Here is a 15,029-nt window from a genome sequence, read left to right as displayed (position 1 = left end):
TAAGATGAGTATAAAATTAATGGATGTCACGTTAAGAGAATCAGTTCATGTTGAAGGGGCGAAGATCAATTTAGATGCCGCCCGCCAAGTCGTCAGCGGACTTTCAAAAGCGAATGTTGATTTTATCGAAATTGGTTATGTGTCTTCACACGAAGGAATGAATCTTCAAAGCTGCTGTCCGATTGAATACATAGAAGAGATGGCTTCCGCGATAGGGTCGGGGTCAAGCTCACAATTGGTGCTCATGCTGCACCCGGCACAATATCAAGAAGAATTTCTTGAACGGATGAAGCACCCATCTGTCGGTATGGTTCGTTTATGCATTCCTCTTGCGAAAACGGATGCCAGTCTTCCGGTCATCAAAGAATTGAAAGCGCACGGCATTCATGTCAGCGCAAACTTAATTAGAGCAAGTCACGCCAATATCCAAGACATCATTGTATTTACAGAAAAAGTAATAGAGGCGGGAGCCGATTACATTTACTTGGCTGATTCCAACGGAGCCATGATGCCGCCTGCTGTTTCATCTTTATTTACCAAGCTGAAAGAACATTCATCTGTAGAACTCGGTTTTCATCCTCATGACAATTTAGGCCTTGCATCGGCAAATGCAATTGATGCGATCCAATGCGGTGTCCAGTTCATTGACGGAAGTTTATACGGTTTTGGAAAAGGGCCTGGTAACCTGTGCATCGAGACATTTGCAGCGATACTCAACCGCTTAGACCTCAGCAAAAAATATGACATTTGTGAATTAATCCAGCTATCAAGACAAGCCTACACCCTATTCATTAACGATACGTCAGAGAATTCCTTCTATGACAAAGAAGAAGGGATTTTGTCGGGACTGCATAATTTGAATTTAGATGTATTAGACAAGCTCGATAGAATGGCGCAATCAAGCGGCCTTAAATTATTGGATTTACTCGTTATTTTAGAAAAACAGACGTTGGTTCATCGTGCGGAGTTTGCGCTGCGAAGCACCGAGCTGAGTCAAGTAGGATGAGTATGATGATGAACAAAGAAAACGCAAAACGCAGCTGGAAGCTGGAGTTAGGAACCGGAGACAGAGTGATTTTGGTTTTGCCGAGAATGGACGCAGACGCATTAAGCCGGGAAGAATGGCTGGTATCACTTGCACCGTACCTGAACGACTATACATTTCTGATTTTAGATGTCCCGGAAAAACTGATACAGGAACATAAGGGACAAGATACATTTACCGTTCCTGAATTGGCTCAGTGGGCACATGATTATGTCGAAAAGAACAACATTACCCCTTATATGATTTGGGGCTTTTCTCTTGGCGGGATGATGGCTCAGTATTTAAGCACGTTCAATGAATACGCAGACACTCCTGTTTTGTTGGTATCCACCATGCTTTGCCCAAATAAAAAATTAAAGGCCGTCTTTTCCACATGGTATATGCTTTGCGACAAATTTGGCATCAAAGGGCTTCAAGCGGGTCTAGTGCCGTGGGTCGTCAAAGAAAGCGAGCTGCCGTTATTCCAGTTGGAGACGACAGACAGAGAAGATGAGGCGATCGCCGTTGCCAAAATGAAAGCCGGTGTCCAAGCCATTATCAACCATAACGGAAAAGCATATCATGAACAGATGAAGTCGCCGATTCAAATCATTTTCGGCGAAGAATCAATATTATTAGGACAAGAGGAATCTGAATATTTTGAAAGATATCTGCCGCAGGCGAACATCGATTTTATCCAAAACAGCGGTATGCGCATGTTTGGTGAAAAACCAGAAGAAGTCAAACAAGTAATCGAGAAATTTATTGATTCACATTTTGGAGCAGAGGTGTAAAAACATATGGCAAAATTAACAGCAGCAGTTTTACCAGGAGACGGAATCGGTCCTGAAGTGATCGAATGCAGTTTGCCGGTATTTGACCGATTAGGTGTCGATATTGATCTGAAGTTTGGTGATATCGGATGGGAGTTTTGGAAAAAAGAAGGGGATCCGGTTCCGCAAAGAACGTGGGATTTAATTGATAAATGTGATGTGACATTATTGGGCGCAATTACCAGCAAACCTCATGCTCAGGGCCTAAAAGAATTAGATCCGTCATTGCAAGGTCAAGACCTGAAGTATGTTTCACCTGTCATCCAGCTGAGACAAAAATTACAATTGTTCGCCAATGTGCGTCCGGCTTACAGCTTAGACCATCAGCATTCAAAAAAGTTTAGAATGACCGTCATCCGCGAAAACACAGAGGGACTTTATGCGGGACTCGACTTTTCACCGATTCCCAAAGATTTGTATGATTTTATTCAGGCAAACAAGAACGGACTAAATAACTGGCAGCTTGACGGAGAAGAGGATGGCGGCGCCGCGATTCGCCTGATTACGAAAAATGGTGTAAGGCGATTGTTGAAGTTTGCCTTTGAATGGGCGAAAAAATACAACTACCAGCGAGTGACGTGGTCAGATAAGCCAAATGTGATGAGGCAGTCCGGTCAGTTTGCATTAACCATTTTAGAAGAAGTGGCGAAGGATTATCCAGAAGTGGATTGGGAGGTCCAAAACGTTGATGCGACAGCGATGTGGATGGTAAAAGATCCGGGACATTTCGGCGTCATTGTCAGTGAAAATCAATTCGGCGACATCCTCTCTGATCTCGGGGCGGGCATTATGGGCGGCTTAGGCCTTGCGCCGAGTTCTAACTTCGGCTACGAGAATGCATATTTTGAACCGGTACACGGCTCAGCGCCAAAACATGCCGGAAATATGAAAGTGAATCCGATGGCGCAATTTTTGACCATTTCTCTTTTGCTTGAGCATTGCGGTTTTATGGAAGAAAGCATGCGGATCAAAAACGCTGTCAACAAAGTATTAAAAGAAGGAAAAACGCTTACGTACGATTTAGGCGGGATCGCAAGCACAAAAGAAACGGCAAATGCCATCATTGAAAATTGCTAGGGAGGCCAAATAAGTGGATCATCAACAAATCATAAAAGAATTGAAATCGTTTGATACGCCGACGATTTCCGACGCATTGGATAGTTTAAACATAGATGGCGGATTAAGCGGTATCGTACCGAGAAACACGTCTGCTGATATTTGCGGAACAGCGTTTACAGTGGAATACAGAGATCCGAGCGAAGAGGAACAGCAAGTTGCCAAGGCAGCCGATTTTATTGATGAGGCCGAAGAGGGTTCAGTTGTTATTCTTGCTAATAACGGCCGTACGGACTGTACTGTATGGGGCAATATTTTAACCCAATTGGCGATTCAAAAGAAAATCGCGGGCACTGTAATAGATGGTGCTTGCCGTGATATTGATTATATTCGGGAAACGGAGTACGCCATGTTCAGTACTTCTGTCTATATGAAAACGGGAAAAGGCCGGACGAAAAAGACAGCCCATCAGGTCCCTGTCACGATTAGCGGCACGGTCATTCAGCCGAACGATTTTGTCCGCGCGGACCAAAATGGCGTGATCGTCATTCCCCAAGACGTTGCCGAAGAAGTCATCAAGCGTTCTAGAGCCATTGAAGAAACAGAAGAGAAAATCAAAGAAGCCGTTTCGCGGGGCGTACATTTAAAAGAAGCGCGTGACATGTATAAGTATCACCGACCTTGGGAGAATGAAGTGACAGCCAAATGAAACTTGAGCGATTTTTAGATCTTCATGTCCACGCATGGCCTGATACGTATAATAGAAGATATACGATTTTTAATCTGGGTGAAGAACTAAAAGCGAACAATGGGGCAGCCGTTATGAAAAGCCACTTGATGGCCACAACGCCGCTTGCGCGCACGGCCCGGGAGATGGGGCTGCCGCTCTTTGGATCTATTACATTAAACCAGTACAACGGCGGCATTAACCGGTCGGTGGTGGAAGCAGCGATTGCTGCGAACAGTCCGGATCATTCTTCAATGATGATTTGGTTTCCCACTTTGACCTTGCCGTCAAACAAACCAAAAACAAAACAAACCACATCTCATCCTGTTTTAGCTGAACATACAGTGAAATATGAAAGGGTCAGCGAAAACGGAAAACTGCGTCAAGAAACAAAGGAAGTCATTCAAGTAGCATCGGCGTTTAACATTCCATTAGCGACAGGCCATTCCTCAAAAGAAGAAGTGTATATGCTGATTGAAGAAACAGAAAAGCAAAAATGTAAGCTGATGATTACGCACCCGTTTTACCAGTGTACAAATTTTACAATCGCTGAGGTCATTGATATGCTGTCTTCCTCCAAAAACGTCTATGTTGAATTTGCTGTTTTAATGAGCAAAATCGGTTATGACCGGCACGAGGATTTAGTTGAAGTGCTGAAAACATGGGGAACAGATCGCATATGCGTCTCGACGGATTTCGGCCAGTTAAAGAATGGGACAGTAACTGAGGGATATACGGAATATGTGACAGAGGTAAAAAAAGCTGCTGAAGCAAACGGATTTGATTTTAATCAAAAAATCGCTGATGAGATTTGTTATTTGAATCCAACCGCTTTTTTAGGCGTGAAATAAAGGTGAGCCCTTCCGTTTCGGGAAGGGCTCATCTTTTTCGGTTATCCATTTTCCTTCAGCTGCTGATGCGCTGTAAATAAAGAAGGGTATGTCAGAACGCTTAAGATCACACATGTCAGCGCGGCTGACGCCATCGTTGTAAATACGATTAAGAGCTGAAAGCGTACCGCCTGAATCGGGTCCGCGCCCGCTAAAATCTGGCCGGTCATCATGCCTGGAAGCTGAACAAGCCCCAGCGTTTTTTGGCTTTCCAGCGTCGGGATCATACTCATTTTCATCGCTGAAGTAAGAATACGCTGTATGGATTGCTTCGGTGTGCCTCCAAGAGACAATATCAATTGTATCTCTTCTTTGCGAACACCGATTTCTGAGCTAAGCCGGTTTAAAAACAGACTTGCGAGCACCATCGAATTTCCAATGACCATTCCGCTGATCGGAATGACATATCGGGCCGTAAACGGGATGATATGAAGAGACAGCAAAATGCCTTGCGTTACCATTTCTACAATCGCTAACGCTACGAATACTTTCCAAAACGAACCGATCGTATTTTTCTTTCGTTTGACGACATTTTGTGCCGCCACTGCCAGCATTAGCAGTATCATGAACAAGATAAAAACAGGGTGGTCTCCGCGGAAAATCAGCGATAGGACATAACCGATGACAAGCAGCTGTACCGCGGCCCGGATCGTGGCGATGACCATGTCTTTTTCAACGCCGGCTTTAAAGGATTTGGATAAAAACAAGGCGATCAAAACAAAGATCATCGTTAAAGAGAGAGAAAGGTAATCCATTATCGGGTCCCTCCCTTCAAAAACTCTTTCGCTGCTTCATGCTGCGGATTGGAGAAAAACGCTTCGGTTTCAGCAATTTCCAGCAGCCGTCCGTCCGCCATAAACCAAATGGTGTCGGCAACTCGCTTCGCCTGCTCCATATTATGAGTCACCCACATGACCGTCCATTTTTTCTCTTGATGCTGGCGTTTGATCAGTTCCTCAATCTCAAGAGCGGAAACCGGGTCCAAAGCCGATGTGATTTCGTCCAATAAAAGAATAGAGGAAGGGTTTGCGAGTGTTCTGGCTAGTGACAGCCGTTGCCGCTGTCCGCCTGATAAATCCTTGGCGCTTCTGTCTAAGAGCTCTGGCGGTAGCCCTGTAAGAGATGCGAGCTCCTCAGGAGAGTGCTGCTGGGATTGATGCAGCCTTTGGACCAGACTAAGATTGTCACGGACTGTCTCGTCAAGAACGGGAGCCGATTGAAACGCGAGGGCCGCCGTTCGCCTCAGCTCATTGACATTCCATTCTCGGACTTCTTTTCCGTATATGTATATGTCGCCGCTATCAGGCGTTCTCATTACATTGCACATCGACAGGAGGGTGCTTTTGCCTGAACCAGAAGGGCCTAAAACGGCGACGATTGCGCCCTGTTGAATGTCTCCGGTGACATCTTGCAATACATCATAAGTTTGTCTATCTTGTTCATAGCTTTTTCTGACTGATCTGAAGGAGATGGCTGGTCTGTTATGTGTTTGATCGTTTGCTTCCATTATATTATTCACCTTTCAGTATATAAGTAGGATGATCCTTTATGTAAATATAACGTGAAATAGATGCTTTTTGGTAGCGAAAATAAAAGAGAACAGGCTTTCGCCCATTCTCCTGCAGATGCTATGCGGTCAGGTTTGACTGTGTGTTCTTTTTCGGTTTTCCCAGTTGTGAAGCAAAGGTGTGCAACACCATCCCTGCAATAATAATGAATAAACCGGCAAATGATAAAAAGGATGGAAAAACACCTGACAGCAGAACGATTTCACCAAGCAGCGCAAATATCACTTCACCGGATTGGGTTGCTTCAACGGCCGCGAGCTTTTGCGGATTGTCTCTTACCATATCAGTTGCCCAGAAAAATAAAACGGTGGCAATGACGCCTGAGCTGATGGCAACGAAGAAGGATTGAACGGTTTGCCCCGCTGTTGGAAGGCCGTCTGACCACCACCCGTAAGCTGCTATGATCAGCCAGAACGGAAGGCTCGCCAAGGTCATTCCCAGCACGCGCTGAAATGTATCAAGCCGGCCTCCATATTCTTCGAGCATTCTCCGGTTTCCTAACGGATAGGCAAAAGCCGCAATGACAACCGGCAGCACACTGAAAAGCAGCATCTTTCCGGAAAGCGATTCTGCATGCTGAAGCTGGATGAGCGCCGCTCCGATCAGAATGATTACGGACGTGCCAAGTGAAACAAGGGGAATCTTTTGCCGAACGAGCTGCGGGCCGCCCGGCATCTCTTTTTTGACATAAAAAAGAGGAGATAGGAGCACGCCGGCTACAATGGTGATTTGCCAAGTTCCGGCTACGAGCCAACCTGGACCGTATGCAGCCGCAAATGTGATCGGCGCGTAAAAAAGCACGAAGCCGGCAAAGCTCCATTTGATCCAAAAAAACGGTTTTTTCCGCATCTCTAGTAAGAGTGGGGCGAATGTCCCTCTCATGATGACAATCACACATAAAAACGGCACCATAAAAATAAATCGCAGCGAAGAGCTCCAAAGCCAGCTGCCTCCGGATAATTCCATCGCTCTGTTTAAAATAAAGGTAACGGCAAAAAAGAGTGAAGCCAATACTCCGATGATGATTGCTTTCATGATATCCCTCATTCTGGCATTATTTTTTATACTATACTACTCGATCTCGCACAGATCAATGAAGTCGTGAGAAAATAAGCATGTTTTACAAACCGCAATGTGTGGAAGACAAAAAATGGAGGTGACATTGATGGAACCAGAGACACAGACCTACTTTTTTCAGGATGACGGCAGGATTCCGAACCACCCTGATTTTCCGCTCGTTGTGTATCAAAACGCACTCAAGGACACCGGTTCGGCAGAGCGGATCGTCAATCGGCATGGCTGGTCAAACAGCTGGTCGGGAAGTGTTTTTCCATACCATCATTATCACAGCAATGCGCATGAAGTCCTGGTTGCTGTCCGGGGAGAGGCTGTGATTCAGTTTGGGGGAGAAAAAGGAGTTGCCATTCCCTTCAAATCGGGCGACGCAGTCGTGATTCCAGCTGGAGTTGGCCATAAAAAGCAAAGCGCGAGCGGCGATTTTAACGTTATTGGCGCTTATCCGGGAGGCGTTCAGTACGATATGAAGACGGGAGAGCCAAATGAACGGGACGAAGCGGTGAAACAGATCAAGCAGGTCTCATTGCCGGCGAATGACCCGATCACAGGAAAAAGAGCTCCTCTTTTGGAAATATGGGTCAAGTGAAGGGGAGAAAATTGCCGGATTGTCAATAACTAGTGCCGCAGAAACGTTATGATACGGGCTTTATTTAAATTAATTTCATAATCGAAGCAATTCACGTTCAAATTTTGTTCAAAAAGTGTTATCATATAGAAGGTAATCGAATTGGAGTTTTTTGTGTTTGCTATTTTCAGAGAGAGTAAAGGATTTTTGACTTATTCAATTGTTTATTTTTGAGATAAAAATAATACTGAATATGGCAAGATGAAAAACTGGGTAGTAAACATTTATTTTTGTAAATGATTGTGCACGAATTCACAATCCTTATTCTTATGCTTTCAAACATGAGACCAGGGAGAGGCACTACCCTTTCCAAAAAAATCTGCAAACTGCTTATAGTAAAGGAGAATTGGATATGCCAGAAACAATCGATCAAACAAATGCGTCTGTCAGCCAAAGCCAGCAAGATCTTATTGATCAGCTGTTAAAGCCGGAAGTTCAAGAATCACTGACTGTTCTAGTTGACCAGCTTCCAAAGCTGACTGAGTTAGTGAATATTTTAACGAAGTCTTATGATTTCGCTCAGTCTGTAGCAACTGACGAAGTGTTAAAAAGCGATACTGTCGGTGCGATCACTGAAATGCTTGAGCCTGTAAAAGAAACAGCGAAAGAAGTGGCTGCGACTGCAATCGAAGCGAAAGACCGCGCTGATGCAAGCAACGAAACGATTGGTCTATTCGGCCTGTTGCGCATGCTGAAAGACCCTCAAGCGCAAAAGCTGTTCCGTTTTGCTAACAGCTACCTTGAAGTCATGAACGAACGCGAAAACCAAAAATAATCTCAGACTCAAATTGATATAAAGGACGGAGGATATACGATGTCAAAACATATTGTCATTCTAGGCGCTGGTTATGGCGGAGTTCTTTCTGCTTTAACAGTTCGCAAACATTACACAAAAGAACAAGCAAAAGTGACAGTGGTAAACAAATACCCAACTCACCAAATCATTACGGAATTACACCGTCTTGCAGCAGGCAACGTGTCTGAAAAAGCGGTTGCAATGCCATTAGAAAAGCTTTTCAAAGGCAAAGACATTGATCTTAAAATCGCGGAAGTAAGCTCTTTCTCTGTTGATAAAAAAGAAGTTGCGCTTGCTGACGGTTCTACATTATCTTACGATGCGCTTGTTGTAGGCCTTGGTTCTGTAACAGCTTACTTCGGCATCCCGGGCCTTGAAGAAAACAGCATGGTATTGAAATCCGCTGCTGATGCGAACAAAGTCTTCCAGCATGTTGAAGATCGTGTGCGCGAGTATTCTAAAACGAAAAACGAAGCTGATGCAACAATCCTTATCGGCGGAGGCGGCTTAACAGGTGTTGAGCTTGTCGGTGAGCTTGCTGACATCATGCCGAACCTTGCAAAAAAATATGGTGTAGACCATAAAGAAATCAAATTGAAGCTCGTTGAAGCAGGTCCGAAAATCCTTCCTGTTCTTCCGGATGATCTGATCGAACGTGCGACTGCAAGCCTTGAAAAACGCGGCGTAGAGTTCTTAACAGGCCTGCCTGTTACAAATGTAGAAGGAAACGTGATTGATCTGAAAGACGGATCAAAAGTTGTTGCCAACACATTTGTTTGGACTGGCGGCGTACAAGGCAACCCATTAGTCGGTGAATCAGGTCTTGAAGTGAACCGTGGACGCGCAACAGTAAACGACTTCCTGCAATCTACATCTCATGAGGATGTATTCGTTGCCGGTGACAGCGCAGTTTACTTCGGGCCAGACGGCCGTCCATACCCGCCGACTGCACAAATCGCATGGCAAATGGGTGAGCTGATCGGCTACAACCTATTCGCTTACTTAGAAGGCAAAACGCTTGAAACATTCAATCCAGTAAACTCTGGTACACTTGCAAGCCTTGGACGCAAAGATGCGGTTGCCATCATTGGTGCTAATTCTACACCGCTTAAAGGCCTTCCTGCTTCCTTGATGAAAGAAGCAAGTAACGTACGCTACTTAACACACATTAAAGGACTTTTCAGCCTGGCTTACTAAGCCTTTCTTGTGGGATCGACATTGCCAAAAGCCATCCTTTCGGGATGCTTTCCGGCAATGTCTTTTTTTATGTGTTTGCTAACGTTAACAATTCATTTTCAAAAAAGAGATTGATTGCAGAGGAATATAAAGGTAAAATAAAGCTAAATCAAAATGTTAACGTGAACATTTTGAAATCGAATGAAAGACGGTGAGGACATGGAACCCTTCATGGGTGAACATTTTTTGCTGAAAAATGAAACCGCTGTCAGCCTCTATCACAATCATGCGAAAGACATGCCGATTATTGATTATCACTGCCACTTAAGCCCGAAAGAAATCTATGAAAATAAGAAATTTCAAAACATCACGGAAGCCTGGCTGTATGGAGACCATTACAAATGGCGCCTCATGAGAGCCAATGGAATTGAAGAAACATACATTACCGGTGATGCGCCTGATGAGGAGAAGTTTATGGCCTGGGCGAAAACCGTGCCGATGGCGATTGGCAATCCGCTCTACAATTGGACTCACTTAGAACTGCAGCGTTATTTTGGCATTGATGAGATTGTAAATGAGCAATCAGCGCCCGCGATATGGAAACGGACAAATGAACTGCTTCAAGGAGAAGGCTTTGGCGCGAGGGATTTCATCGTGAAATCAAATGTAAAGGTCGTTTGCACAACTGATGATCCTGTTGATTCTCTTGAATACCATCTATTATTAAAAGAAGACAAAGATTTTCCTGTCAGCGTGCTGCCCGGGTTTCGGCCGGATAAGGGACTTGAGATCAATCGTGAAGGCTTTCCTGATTGGGTGCAGGCACTTGAAGATGCGGCAGCCATACCGATTACAACCTATAATGAGTTTCTAGAGGCGCTGGAAAAACGGGTGCGATTCTTCCACTCAGCCGGCGGCAGAGTGTCTGATCACGCGATAGATTCGATGGTATTTGCTGAAACGACAAAAGAGGAAGCGGGACGGATTTTTTCTGACAGATTACAAGGAACAGAGATTTCTTATGAGGATGAGAAGAAATTTAAGACGTATACGCTTCAGTTTTTATGCAGTTTGTATGCGGAGCTCGATTGGGCGATGCAGTTTCATATCAATGCCTTAAGAAACACGAATACAAAAATGATGAAGAGGCTCGGACCTGACACAGGCTATGATTCTATGAATGATGAAGACATTGCTAAACCTTTATACAAGCTGCTGAACTCAGTTGAGATGAAGAACAAGCTTCCGAAAACGATTTTATATTCATTGAATCCAAACGATAACTATGTCATCGCCAGCATGATCAACAGTTTTCAGGACGGTGTTACCCCGGGAAAAATACAATTTGGCACAGCCTGGTGGTTTAACGATACAAAAGACGGGATGCTCGAGCAAATGAAAGCGTTATCAAACGTCGGGCTTTTCAGCCGCTTTATCGGTATGCTCACAGACTCCAGAAGCTTTCTTTCCTATACACGCCATGAATATTTCAGGCGGATCGTTTGCAATTTGATTGGGGAATGGGTGGAAAACGGTGAAGTGCCGCGTGACATGGAGCTTTTGGGAAGCATTGTTCGGGGAATTTGCTATGACAATGCGAAACACTACTTTCAATTTCAAGAAGAGAAAGCAAACGTATAACCACATGTCCGCTTAGGCGTGATCATGCGTCATCCTGAGCGGGCCACTACCCGAAAATTTTTAAACACAGAGGTGGAAGATGCGAACTGAACTAGCAAATAAGGTTGTGTCACTCGAAACGGAGAAAAGGCTTTCATTGAAAGAGAAAATATCCTATGGTTTTGGTGATTTTGGCAACGGCTTTATGTTTGATCTCGGCCAAATTTATTTATTAAAGTATTTTACTGATGTAGCGGGAATCCCGGCTGCTATGGCCGGCGGCATTTTTTTAGTCAGCAAGCTGTTTGCGGCGATAACAGATCCGATTGTCGGATCATCTATTGATTATCGCAAACATATCGGCAAACGGGGGAAATTCAGGCCTTATCTATTAATCGGAAGCATCGTGCTCGCAGTGCTTACTGTTCTTATCTTTCTGTCTCCCAATGTATCAACGACCGGAAAACTCATTTATGCATATGCATCCTATATGATCTGGGGCATCGGCTATTCATTTGTGAATATTCCGTACGGCTCATTAGGAGCAGCGATGACTCAAAACTCTGAGGACCGAACCTCCATTTCGACTTTCCGCCAAATTGGATCACTTGGGGCTTTGTTTATCACAAGTGTGGCCGTGATGCCGCTGCTCGTCAAGTTTGATAATCCAAAGGTCGGTTACCCGGTGGTCATGGGCTTGTTCGCCGCACTCGGCGTGATTTGGTTTTATATTTGTTACCGCAACTGCAAAGAGCGCATTGTCATATCGGAAGCGCCAAAAGAAAAATTAACACTCTCATCTGTCGTCAAAACATTTATCACAAACAAACCGCTGTTAACCCTTGTCCTCATGACGATTTTTTCAATTTCCGCATACAATATTAAATCCGCCATGCTCGTCTATTTCGCACAATATAATCTAGGCAATGTTGAACTGATGGCGTATATGAACTTTATTATTATCGGTTCTTCCTTTTTGGGCGTCATATTTCTGCCAAAGCTCGTCAAAATATTTGGAAAGAAAAGAACGGCAATGATCGGCTTCGGCATCAGTGTGGCCGCGGATCTGGTCAACTTTATGCTTCCATCAAACGTTTATGTGTTTACGATTCTTGCCAGCATCGCCTTTATCGGAATCAGTATCCCAAATGGCATCACGTGGGCGCTTGTCTCCGATATTATTGACTATGGCGAATGGAAATCCGGTGAACGGAAAGAAGCAACGACATATTCACTTTTTAACTTCTCCAGAAAGCTTGCCCAGTCATTGTCGGGTTTTCTCTCGGGTATTGGTTTAGGGATTATCGGCTATGTGCCGAATGCTGTCCAGACAGCACAGGCGCTGATCGGAATCAAAGCGCTGCTGCTTCTGTATCCTGCTATAGCTTTGGCATTAGCGATGATCATTATCGGCTTTCTCTATAAACTCACAGACCAGCAGCATGCACAGATTGTTCAGGATCTTCATCAAAAGAGCTGACAAAATAAAGTATAGAATATTTTAAATAATCCGTAAATAAATATATTTGTAAGGGTTTTCTATTGAGAGTGCCCAAAGAATGAAAGAGGAAGGAGGCATGTGATTGAACACGGTAATGATATCAGCTGAAGAAGCAAAGAAACTTGTTCGGCAAAAGCTGGCCTGTGCCCATTTGAATGAACGAGACGCAGAAAAAGTGGCAGATGTCCTCGTACACGCCGATTTACGCAATGTGCACTCACATGGTGTGCTGCGAACAGAACACTATGTAAACAGGCTAAGGGCAGGAGGGGTCAACCCTGAAGCACATCCTGTTTTTAAAGAAACCGGGCCTGTGACCGGGATACTGGATGGTGATGACGGATTCGGCCATGTGATTTGTGATATGGCGATGGACCGCGCAATGGACATGGCAAAGAAAAACGGAGTCGGCATGGTGACGGCTGTAAACAGCAGCCATTGCGGAGCGCTAAGCTATTTTGTGCAAAAAGCGGCTGACGAAAAGCTGATCGGTATGGCAATGACGCATACGGACAGTATCGTTGTCCCTTTTGGAGGGAGGGCTCCATTTTTAGGGACAAATCCGATTGCTTACGGTGTCCCTGCTAAGCATAAAAAACCGTTTATCCTTGATATGGCGACCTCCAAAGTGGCTTTTGGGAAGATTTTGCAGGCCCGTGAAGAGGGCGAAGCCATTCCCGAGGGATGGGGAGTCGATGAAAACGGAGAAGCAGCAACTGATCCTTACAAGGTCGCCTCTCTTTCAACATTCGGCGGCCCGAAAGGCTATGGGCTATCTATAATAGTGGATGTGTTTTCCGGATTGCTGGCGGGCGCGGCTTTTGGCCCTCATATCGCCAAAATGTACAGCGGGCTTGAGCAAAAAAGAAAGCTGGGTCATTACGTTTGCGCGATCAATCCGTCCTTTTTTACAGACCATGATACGTTTTTAGAGCAGATGGATGCCATGCTCAATGAATTGCAGCAGTCACCGCCGGCTACTGGAGTCGAGAGAGTGTATGTACCTGGCGAGATCGAACAGCTGCATGAAGAAAGAAATAAGGTGCACGGAATATCAATCGCTCGGAGCGTGTATCAATTTTTAAAAAGCAGGTGAGAAAAATGAAAGCGGTTCAAGTGCGAAAGGCGTATGATCTGGTGACAGCGGAGATGAAGAAGCCGGTTCTATCAAAGGATGATGAAGTGCTCGTGAAAGTCAAGCGAGCCGGGATTTGCGGCTCAGACATGCACATTTATCATGGCACGAATCCGCTCGCCACCCTCCCGAGAGTCATCGGACACGAGGTAACGGGGCAAGTGGAGGAAGTTGGCGCGAATGTGCAGAGCCTAAAAACCGGTGACCACGTTGTGATTGAGCCGATTTCTTATTGCGGGACGTGTTATGCCTGCCGCAAAGGGCGCCCGAATGTCTGCGCAAAGCTTTCTGTGTTCGGCGTACATGTGGACGGCGGCATGCGGGAATATGTTGTGCTTCCGGAAAGACAGCTTCACGCAGTCTCAAAGGACTTGCCTTGGGAGGAAGCGGTCATGGCCGAGCCTTATACGATAGGCGCCCAGGCAGTGTGGAGAGGCCAGGTGGAAAAAGGAGACACCGTTCTGATCCAGGGAGCGGGGCCCATCGGGATCTGTGTGTTAAAAATGGCGAAGCTGGCGGGCGCTGCCGTCATGATGACTGACTTGAACAGCGAACGGCTGGCATTTGCGAAAGAAAACGGTGCCGATGCTGTCGTAAATGCACAAACAGAACATGTTGCTGATCGGGTCCGGGAATGGACTGGGAATGAAGGAGCCAATGTGGTCATTGATGCGGTTTGTCTGCCGGCGACTTTTGAGCTTTCAGTTGAGGCCGTTTCTCCGGCGGGGCATGTGGTTGTCCTTGGATTTGATGAAAGAGCGGCACAAATTTCTCAGCTGCCGATAACCAAAAAAGAAGTCACGATAACCGGATCGAGATTGCAGACCAATCAGTTTCCGAAAGTGGTAGAGCTTTTGAATAAAGGACGGTTAATGCATAATGGGCTGATAACGCATACATTTTCAGTAGATGACGTCCATCACGCATTTCAGCTTATCAAGGAGCAACCAGATCAAGTGCGGAAAGCCGTCATCACGTTTGATTAATCGACTGAATCCGGA

The 15,029-nt window shown here is 45.3% G+C and carries 15 protein-coding genes; 12 read left to right on the top strand and 3 right to left on the bottom strand.

Going from position 1 to position 15,029, the window contains the following annotated elements:
• Nucleotides 1-4: 4 nt before the first annotated feature.
• From BV11031_RS12000 to BV11031_RS11985, 5 genes are read left to right on the top strand one after another with little or no spacing between them, the layout of a single operon-like run.
• The gene (locus BV11031_RS12000; RefSeq protein ID WP_010329457.1) at nucleotides 5-1,006 is read left to right on the top strand and encodes a beta/alpha barrel domain-containing protein; all 1,002 of its coding nucleotides are present in this window, start codon (nucleotides 5-7) and stop codon (nucleotides 1,004-1,006) included.
• Nucleotides 1,007-1,008: 2 nt separating this feature from the next.
• Nucleotides 1,009-1,818: an alpha/beta fold hydrolase gene (locus tag BV11031_RS11995; RefSeq protein ID WP_208648963.1), complete on the top strand. Its 810-nt coding sequence runs from the start codon at nucleotides 1,009-1,011 to the stop codon at nucleotides 1,816-1,818.
• A gap of 6 nt (nucleotides 1,819-1,824) precedes the next feature.
• Nucleotides 1,825-2,934, top strand: a complete 1,110-nt coding sequence (locus BV11031_RS22775; protein ID WP_010329459.1) for an isocitrate/isopropylmalate dehydrogenase family protein — start codon at nucleotides 1,825-1,827, stop codon at nucleotides 2,932-2,934.
• Between the two features lie 13 nt (nucleotides 2,935-2,947).
• Nucleotides 2,948-3,622 carry an RraA family protein gene (locus BV11031_RS22770; RefSeq protein ID WP_010329460.1) on the top strand — a complete coding sequence of 225 codons (675 nt, stop codon included), beginning with the start codon at nucleotides 2,948-2,950 and terminating at the stop codon, nucleotides 3,620-3,622.
• Nucleotides 3,619-4,491, top strand: a complete 873-nt coding sequence (locus tag BV11031_RS11985; protein ID WP_010329461.1) for a DUF6282 family protein — start codon at nucleotides 3,619-3,621, stop codon at nucleotides 4,489-4,491. The genes BV11031_RS22770 and BV11031_RS11985 overlap by 4 nt, the downstream gene beginning before the upstream one ends.
• 41 nt (nucleotides 4,492-4,532) lie before the next feature.
• On the opposite strand, the gene BV11031_RS11980 is transcribed toward BV11031_RS11985, so the two are convergent.
• The 3 genes from BV11031_RS11980 to BV11031_RS11970 all read right to left on the bottom strand — a co-directional run bounded on the left by BV11031_RS11980 (nucleotide 4,533) and on the right by BV11031_RS11970 (nucleotide 7,133).
• Complete coding sequence (locus BV11031_RS11980; protein WP_010329462.1) at nucleotides 4,533-5,285, bottom strand: ABC transporter permease; 753 nt, start codon at nucleotides 5,283-5,285, stop codon at nucleotides 4,533-4,535.
• The gene (locus BV11031_RS11975; RefSeq protein ID WP_010329463.1) at nucleotides 5,285-6,037 is read right to left on the bottom strand and encodes an ABC transporter ATP-binding protein; all 753 of its coding nucleotides are present in this window, start codon (nucleotides 6,035-6,037) and stop codon (nucleotides 5,285-5,287) included. Before BV11031_RS11975 ends, BV11031_RS11980 begins: the two co-directional genes overlap by 1 nt.
• 121 nt (nucleotides 6,038-6,158) lie before the next feature.
• Nucleotides 6,159-7,133, bottom strand: coding sequence for a DMT family transporter (locus BV11031_RS11970; protein ID WP_010329464.1), 975 nt, complete (start codon nucleotides 7,131-7,133; stop codon nucleotides 6,159-6,161).
• A 130-nt stretch (nucleotides 7,134-7,263) separates the two neighbouring features.
• Between BV11031_RS11970 and BV11031_RS11965 the strand changes: the two genes are divergently transcribed.
• The 7 genes from BV11031_RS11965 to BV11031_RS11935 all read left to right on the top strand — a co-directional run bounded on the left by BV11031_RS11965 (nucleotide 7,264) and on the right by BV11031_RS11935 (nucleotide 15,014).
• Complete coding sequence (locus BV11031_RS11965) at nucleotides 7,264-7,761, top strand: cupin domain-containing protein (RefSeq protein ID WP_010329465.1); 498 nt, start codon at nucleotides 7,264-7,266, stop codon at nucleotides 7,759-7,761.
• Nucleotides 7,762-8,152: 391 nt separating this feature from the next.
• Nucleotides 8,153-8,575, top strand: coding sequence for a helical membrane plugin domain-containing protein (locus tag BV11031_RS11960; protein WP_010329466.1), 423 nt, complete (start codon nucleotides 8,153-8,155; stop codon nucleotides 8,573-8,575).
• 39 nt (nucleotides 8,576-8,614) lie between these two features.
• On the top strand, nucleotides 8,615-9,793 hold the full coding sequence (locus tag BV11031_RS11955) for an NAD(P)/FAD-dependent oxidoreductase (RefSeq protein WP_010329467.1): 1,179 nt from the start codon (nucleotides 8,615-8,617) through the stop codon (nucleotides 9,791-9,793).
• Between the two features lie 198 nt (nucleotides 9,794-9,991).
• Complete coding sequence (gene uxaC, locus BV11031_RS11950) at nucleotides 9,992-11,413, top strand: glucuronate isomerase (RefSeq protein WP_026014483.1); 1,422 nt, start codon at nucleotides 9,992-9,994, stop codon at nucleotides 11,411-11,413.
• A 79-nt stretch (nucleotides 11,414-11,492) separates the two neighbouring features.
• Nucleotides 11,493-12,872 carry an MFS transporter gene (locus BV11031_RS11945; RefSeq protein WP_010329470.1) on the top strand — a complete coding sequence of 460 codons (1,380 nt, stop codon included), beginning with the start codon at nucleotides 11,493-11,495 and terminating at the stop codon, nucleotides 12,870-12,872.
• Between the two features lie 115 nt (nucleotides 12,873-12,987).
• Complete coding sequence (allD, locus tag BV11031_RS11940; RefSeq protein WP_411813426.1) at nucleotides 12,988-13,989, top strand: ureidoglycolate dehydrogenase; 1,002 nt, start codon at nucleotides 12,988-12,990, stop codon at nucleotides 13,987-13,989.
• Nucleotides 13,990-13,994: 5 nt separating this feature from the next.
• The gene (locus BV11031_RS11935) at nucleotides 13,995-15,014 is read left to right on the top strand and encodes a zinc-binding alcohol dehydrogenase family protein (RefSeq protein WP_010329472.1); all 1,020 of its coding nucleotides are present in this window, start codon (nucleotides 13,995-13,997) and stop codon (nucleotides 15,012-15,014) included.
• Nucleotides 15,015-15,029 lie beyond the last annotated feature (15 nt).

Source organism: Bacillus vallismortis, from assembly GCF_004116955.1.
Classification (GTDB): domain Bacteria; phylum Bacillota; class Bacilli; order Bacillales; family Bacillaceae; genus Bacillus; species Bacillus vallismortis.
This window is presented reverse-complemented; position numbering and strand designations above follow the sequence as displayed.

Bases quoted from the DNA above. Each gene is read 5' to 3' on its own strand.
- BV11031_RS12000 (WP_010329457.1), top strand. From the start codon at position 5: ATGAGTATAAAATTAATGGATGTCACGTTAAGAGAATCAGTTCATGTT.
- BV11031_RS11995 (WP_208648963.1), top strand. From the start codon at position 1,009: ATGATGATGAACAAAGAAAACGCAAAACGCAGCTGGAAGCTGGAGTTA.
- BV11031_RS22775 (WP_010329459.1), top strand. From the start codon at position 1,825: ATGGCAAAATTAACAGCAGCAGTTTTACCAGGAGACGGAATCGGTCCT.
- BV11031_RS11985 (WP_010329461.1), top strand. From the start codon at position 3,619: ATGAAACTTGAGCGATTTTTAGATCTTCATGTCCACGCATGGCCTGAT.
- BV11031_RS11980 (WP_010329462.1), bottom strand. From the start codon at position 5,285: ATGGATTACCTTTCTCTCTCTTTAACGATGATCTTTGTTTTGATCGCC.
- BV11031_RS11975 (WP_010329463.1), bottom strand. From the start codon at position 6,037: ATGGAAGCAAACGATCAAACACATAACAGACCAGCCATCTCCTTCAGA.
- BV11031_RS11970 (WP_010329464.1), bottom strand. From the start codon at position 7,133: ATGAAAGCAATCATCATCGGAGTATTGGCTTCACTCTTTTTTGCCGTT.
- BV11031_RS11965 (WP_010329465.1), top strand. From the start codon at position 7,264: ATGGAACCAGAGACACAGACCTACTTTTTTCAGGATGACGGCAGGATT.
- BV11031_RS11960 (WP_010329466.1), top strand. From the start codon at position 8,153: ATGCCAGAAACAATCGATCAAACAAATGCGTCTGTCAGCCAAAGCCAG.
- BV11031_RS11955 (WP_010329467.1), top strand. From the start codon at position 8,615: ATGTCAAAACATATTGTCATTCTAGGCGCTGGTTATGGCGGAGTTCTT.
- uxaC (WP_026014483.1), top strand. From the start codon at position 9,992: ATGGAACCCTTCATGGGTGAACATTTTTTGCTGAAAAATGAAACCGCT.
- BV11031_RS11945 (WP_010329470.1), top strand. From the start codon at position 11,493: ATGCGAACTGAACTAGCAAATAAGGTTGTGTCACTCGAAACGGAGAAA.
- allD (WP_411813426.1), top strand. From the start codon at position 12,988: ATGATATCAGCTGAAGAAGCAAAGAAACTTGTTCGGCAAAAGCTGGCC.
- BV11031_RS11935 (WP_010329472.1), top strand. From the start codon at position 13,995: ATGAAAGCGGTTCAAGTGCGAAAGGCGTATGATCTGGTGACAGCGGAG.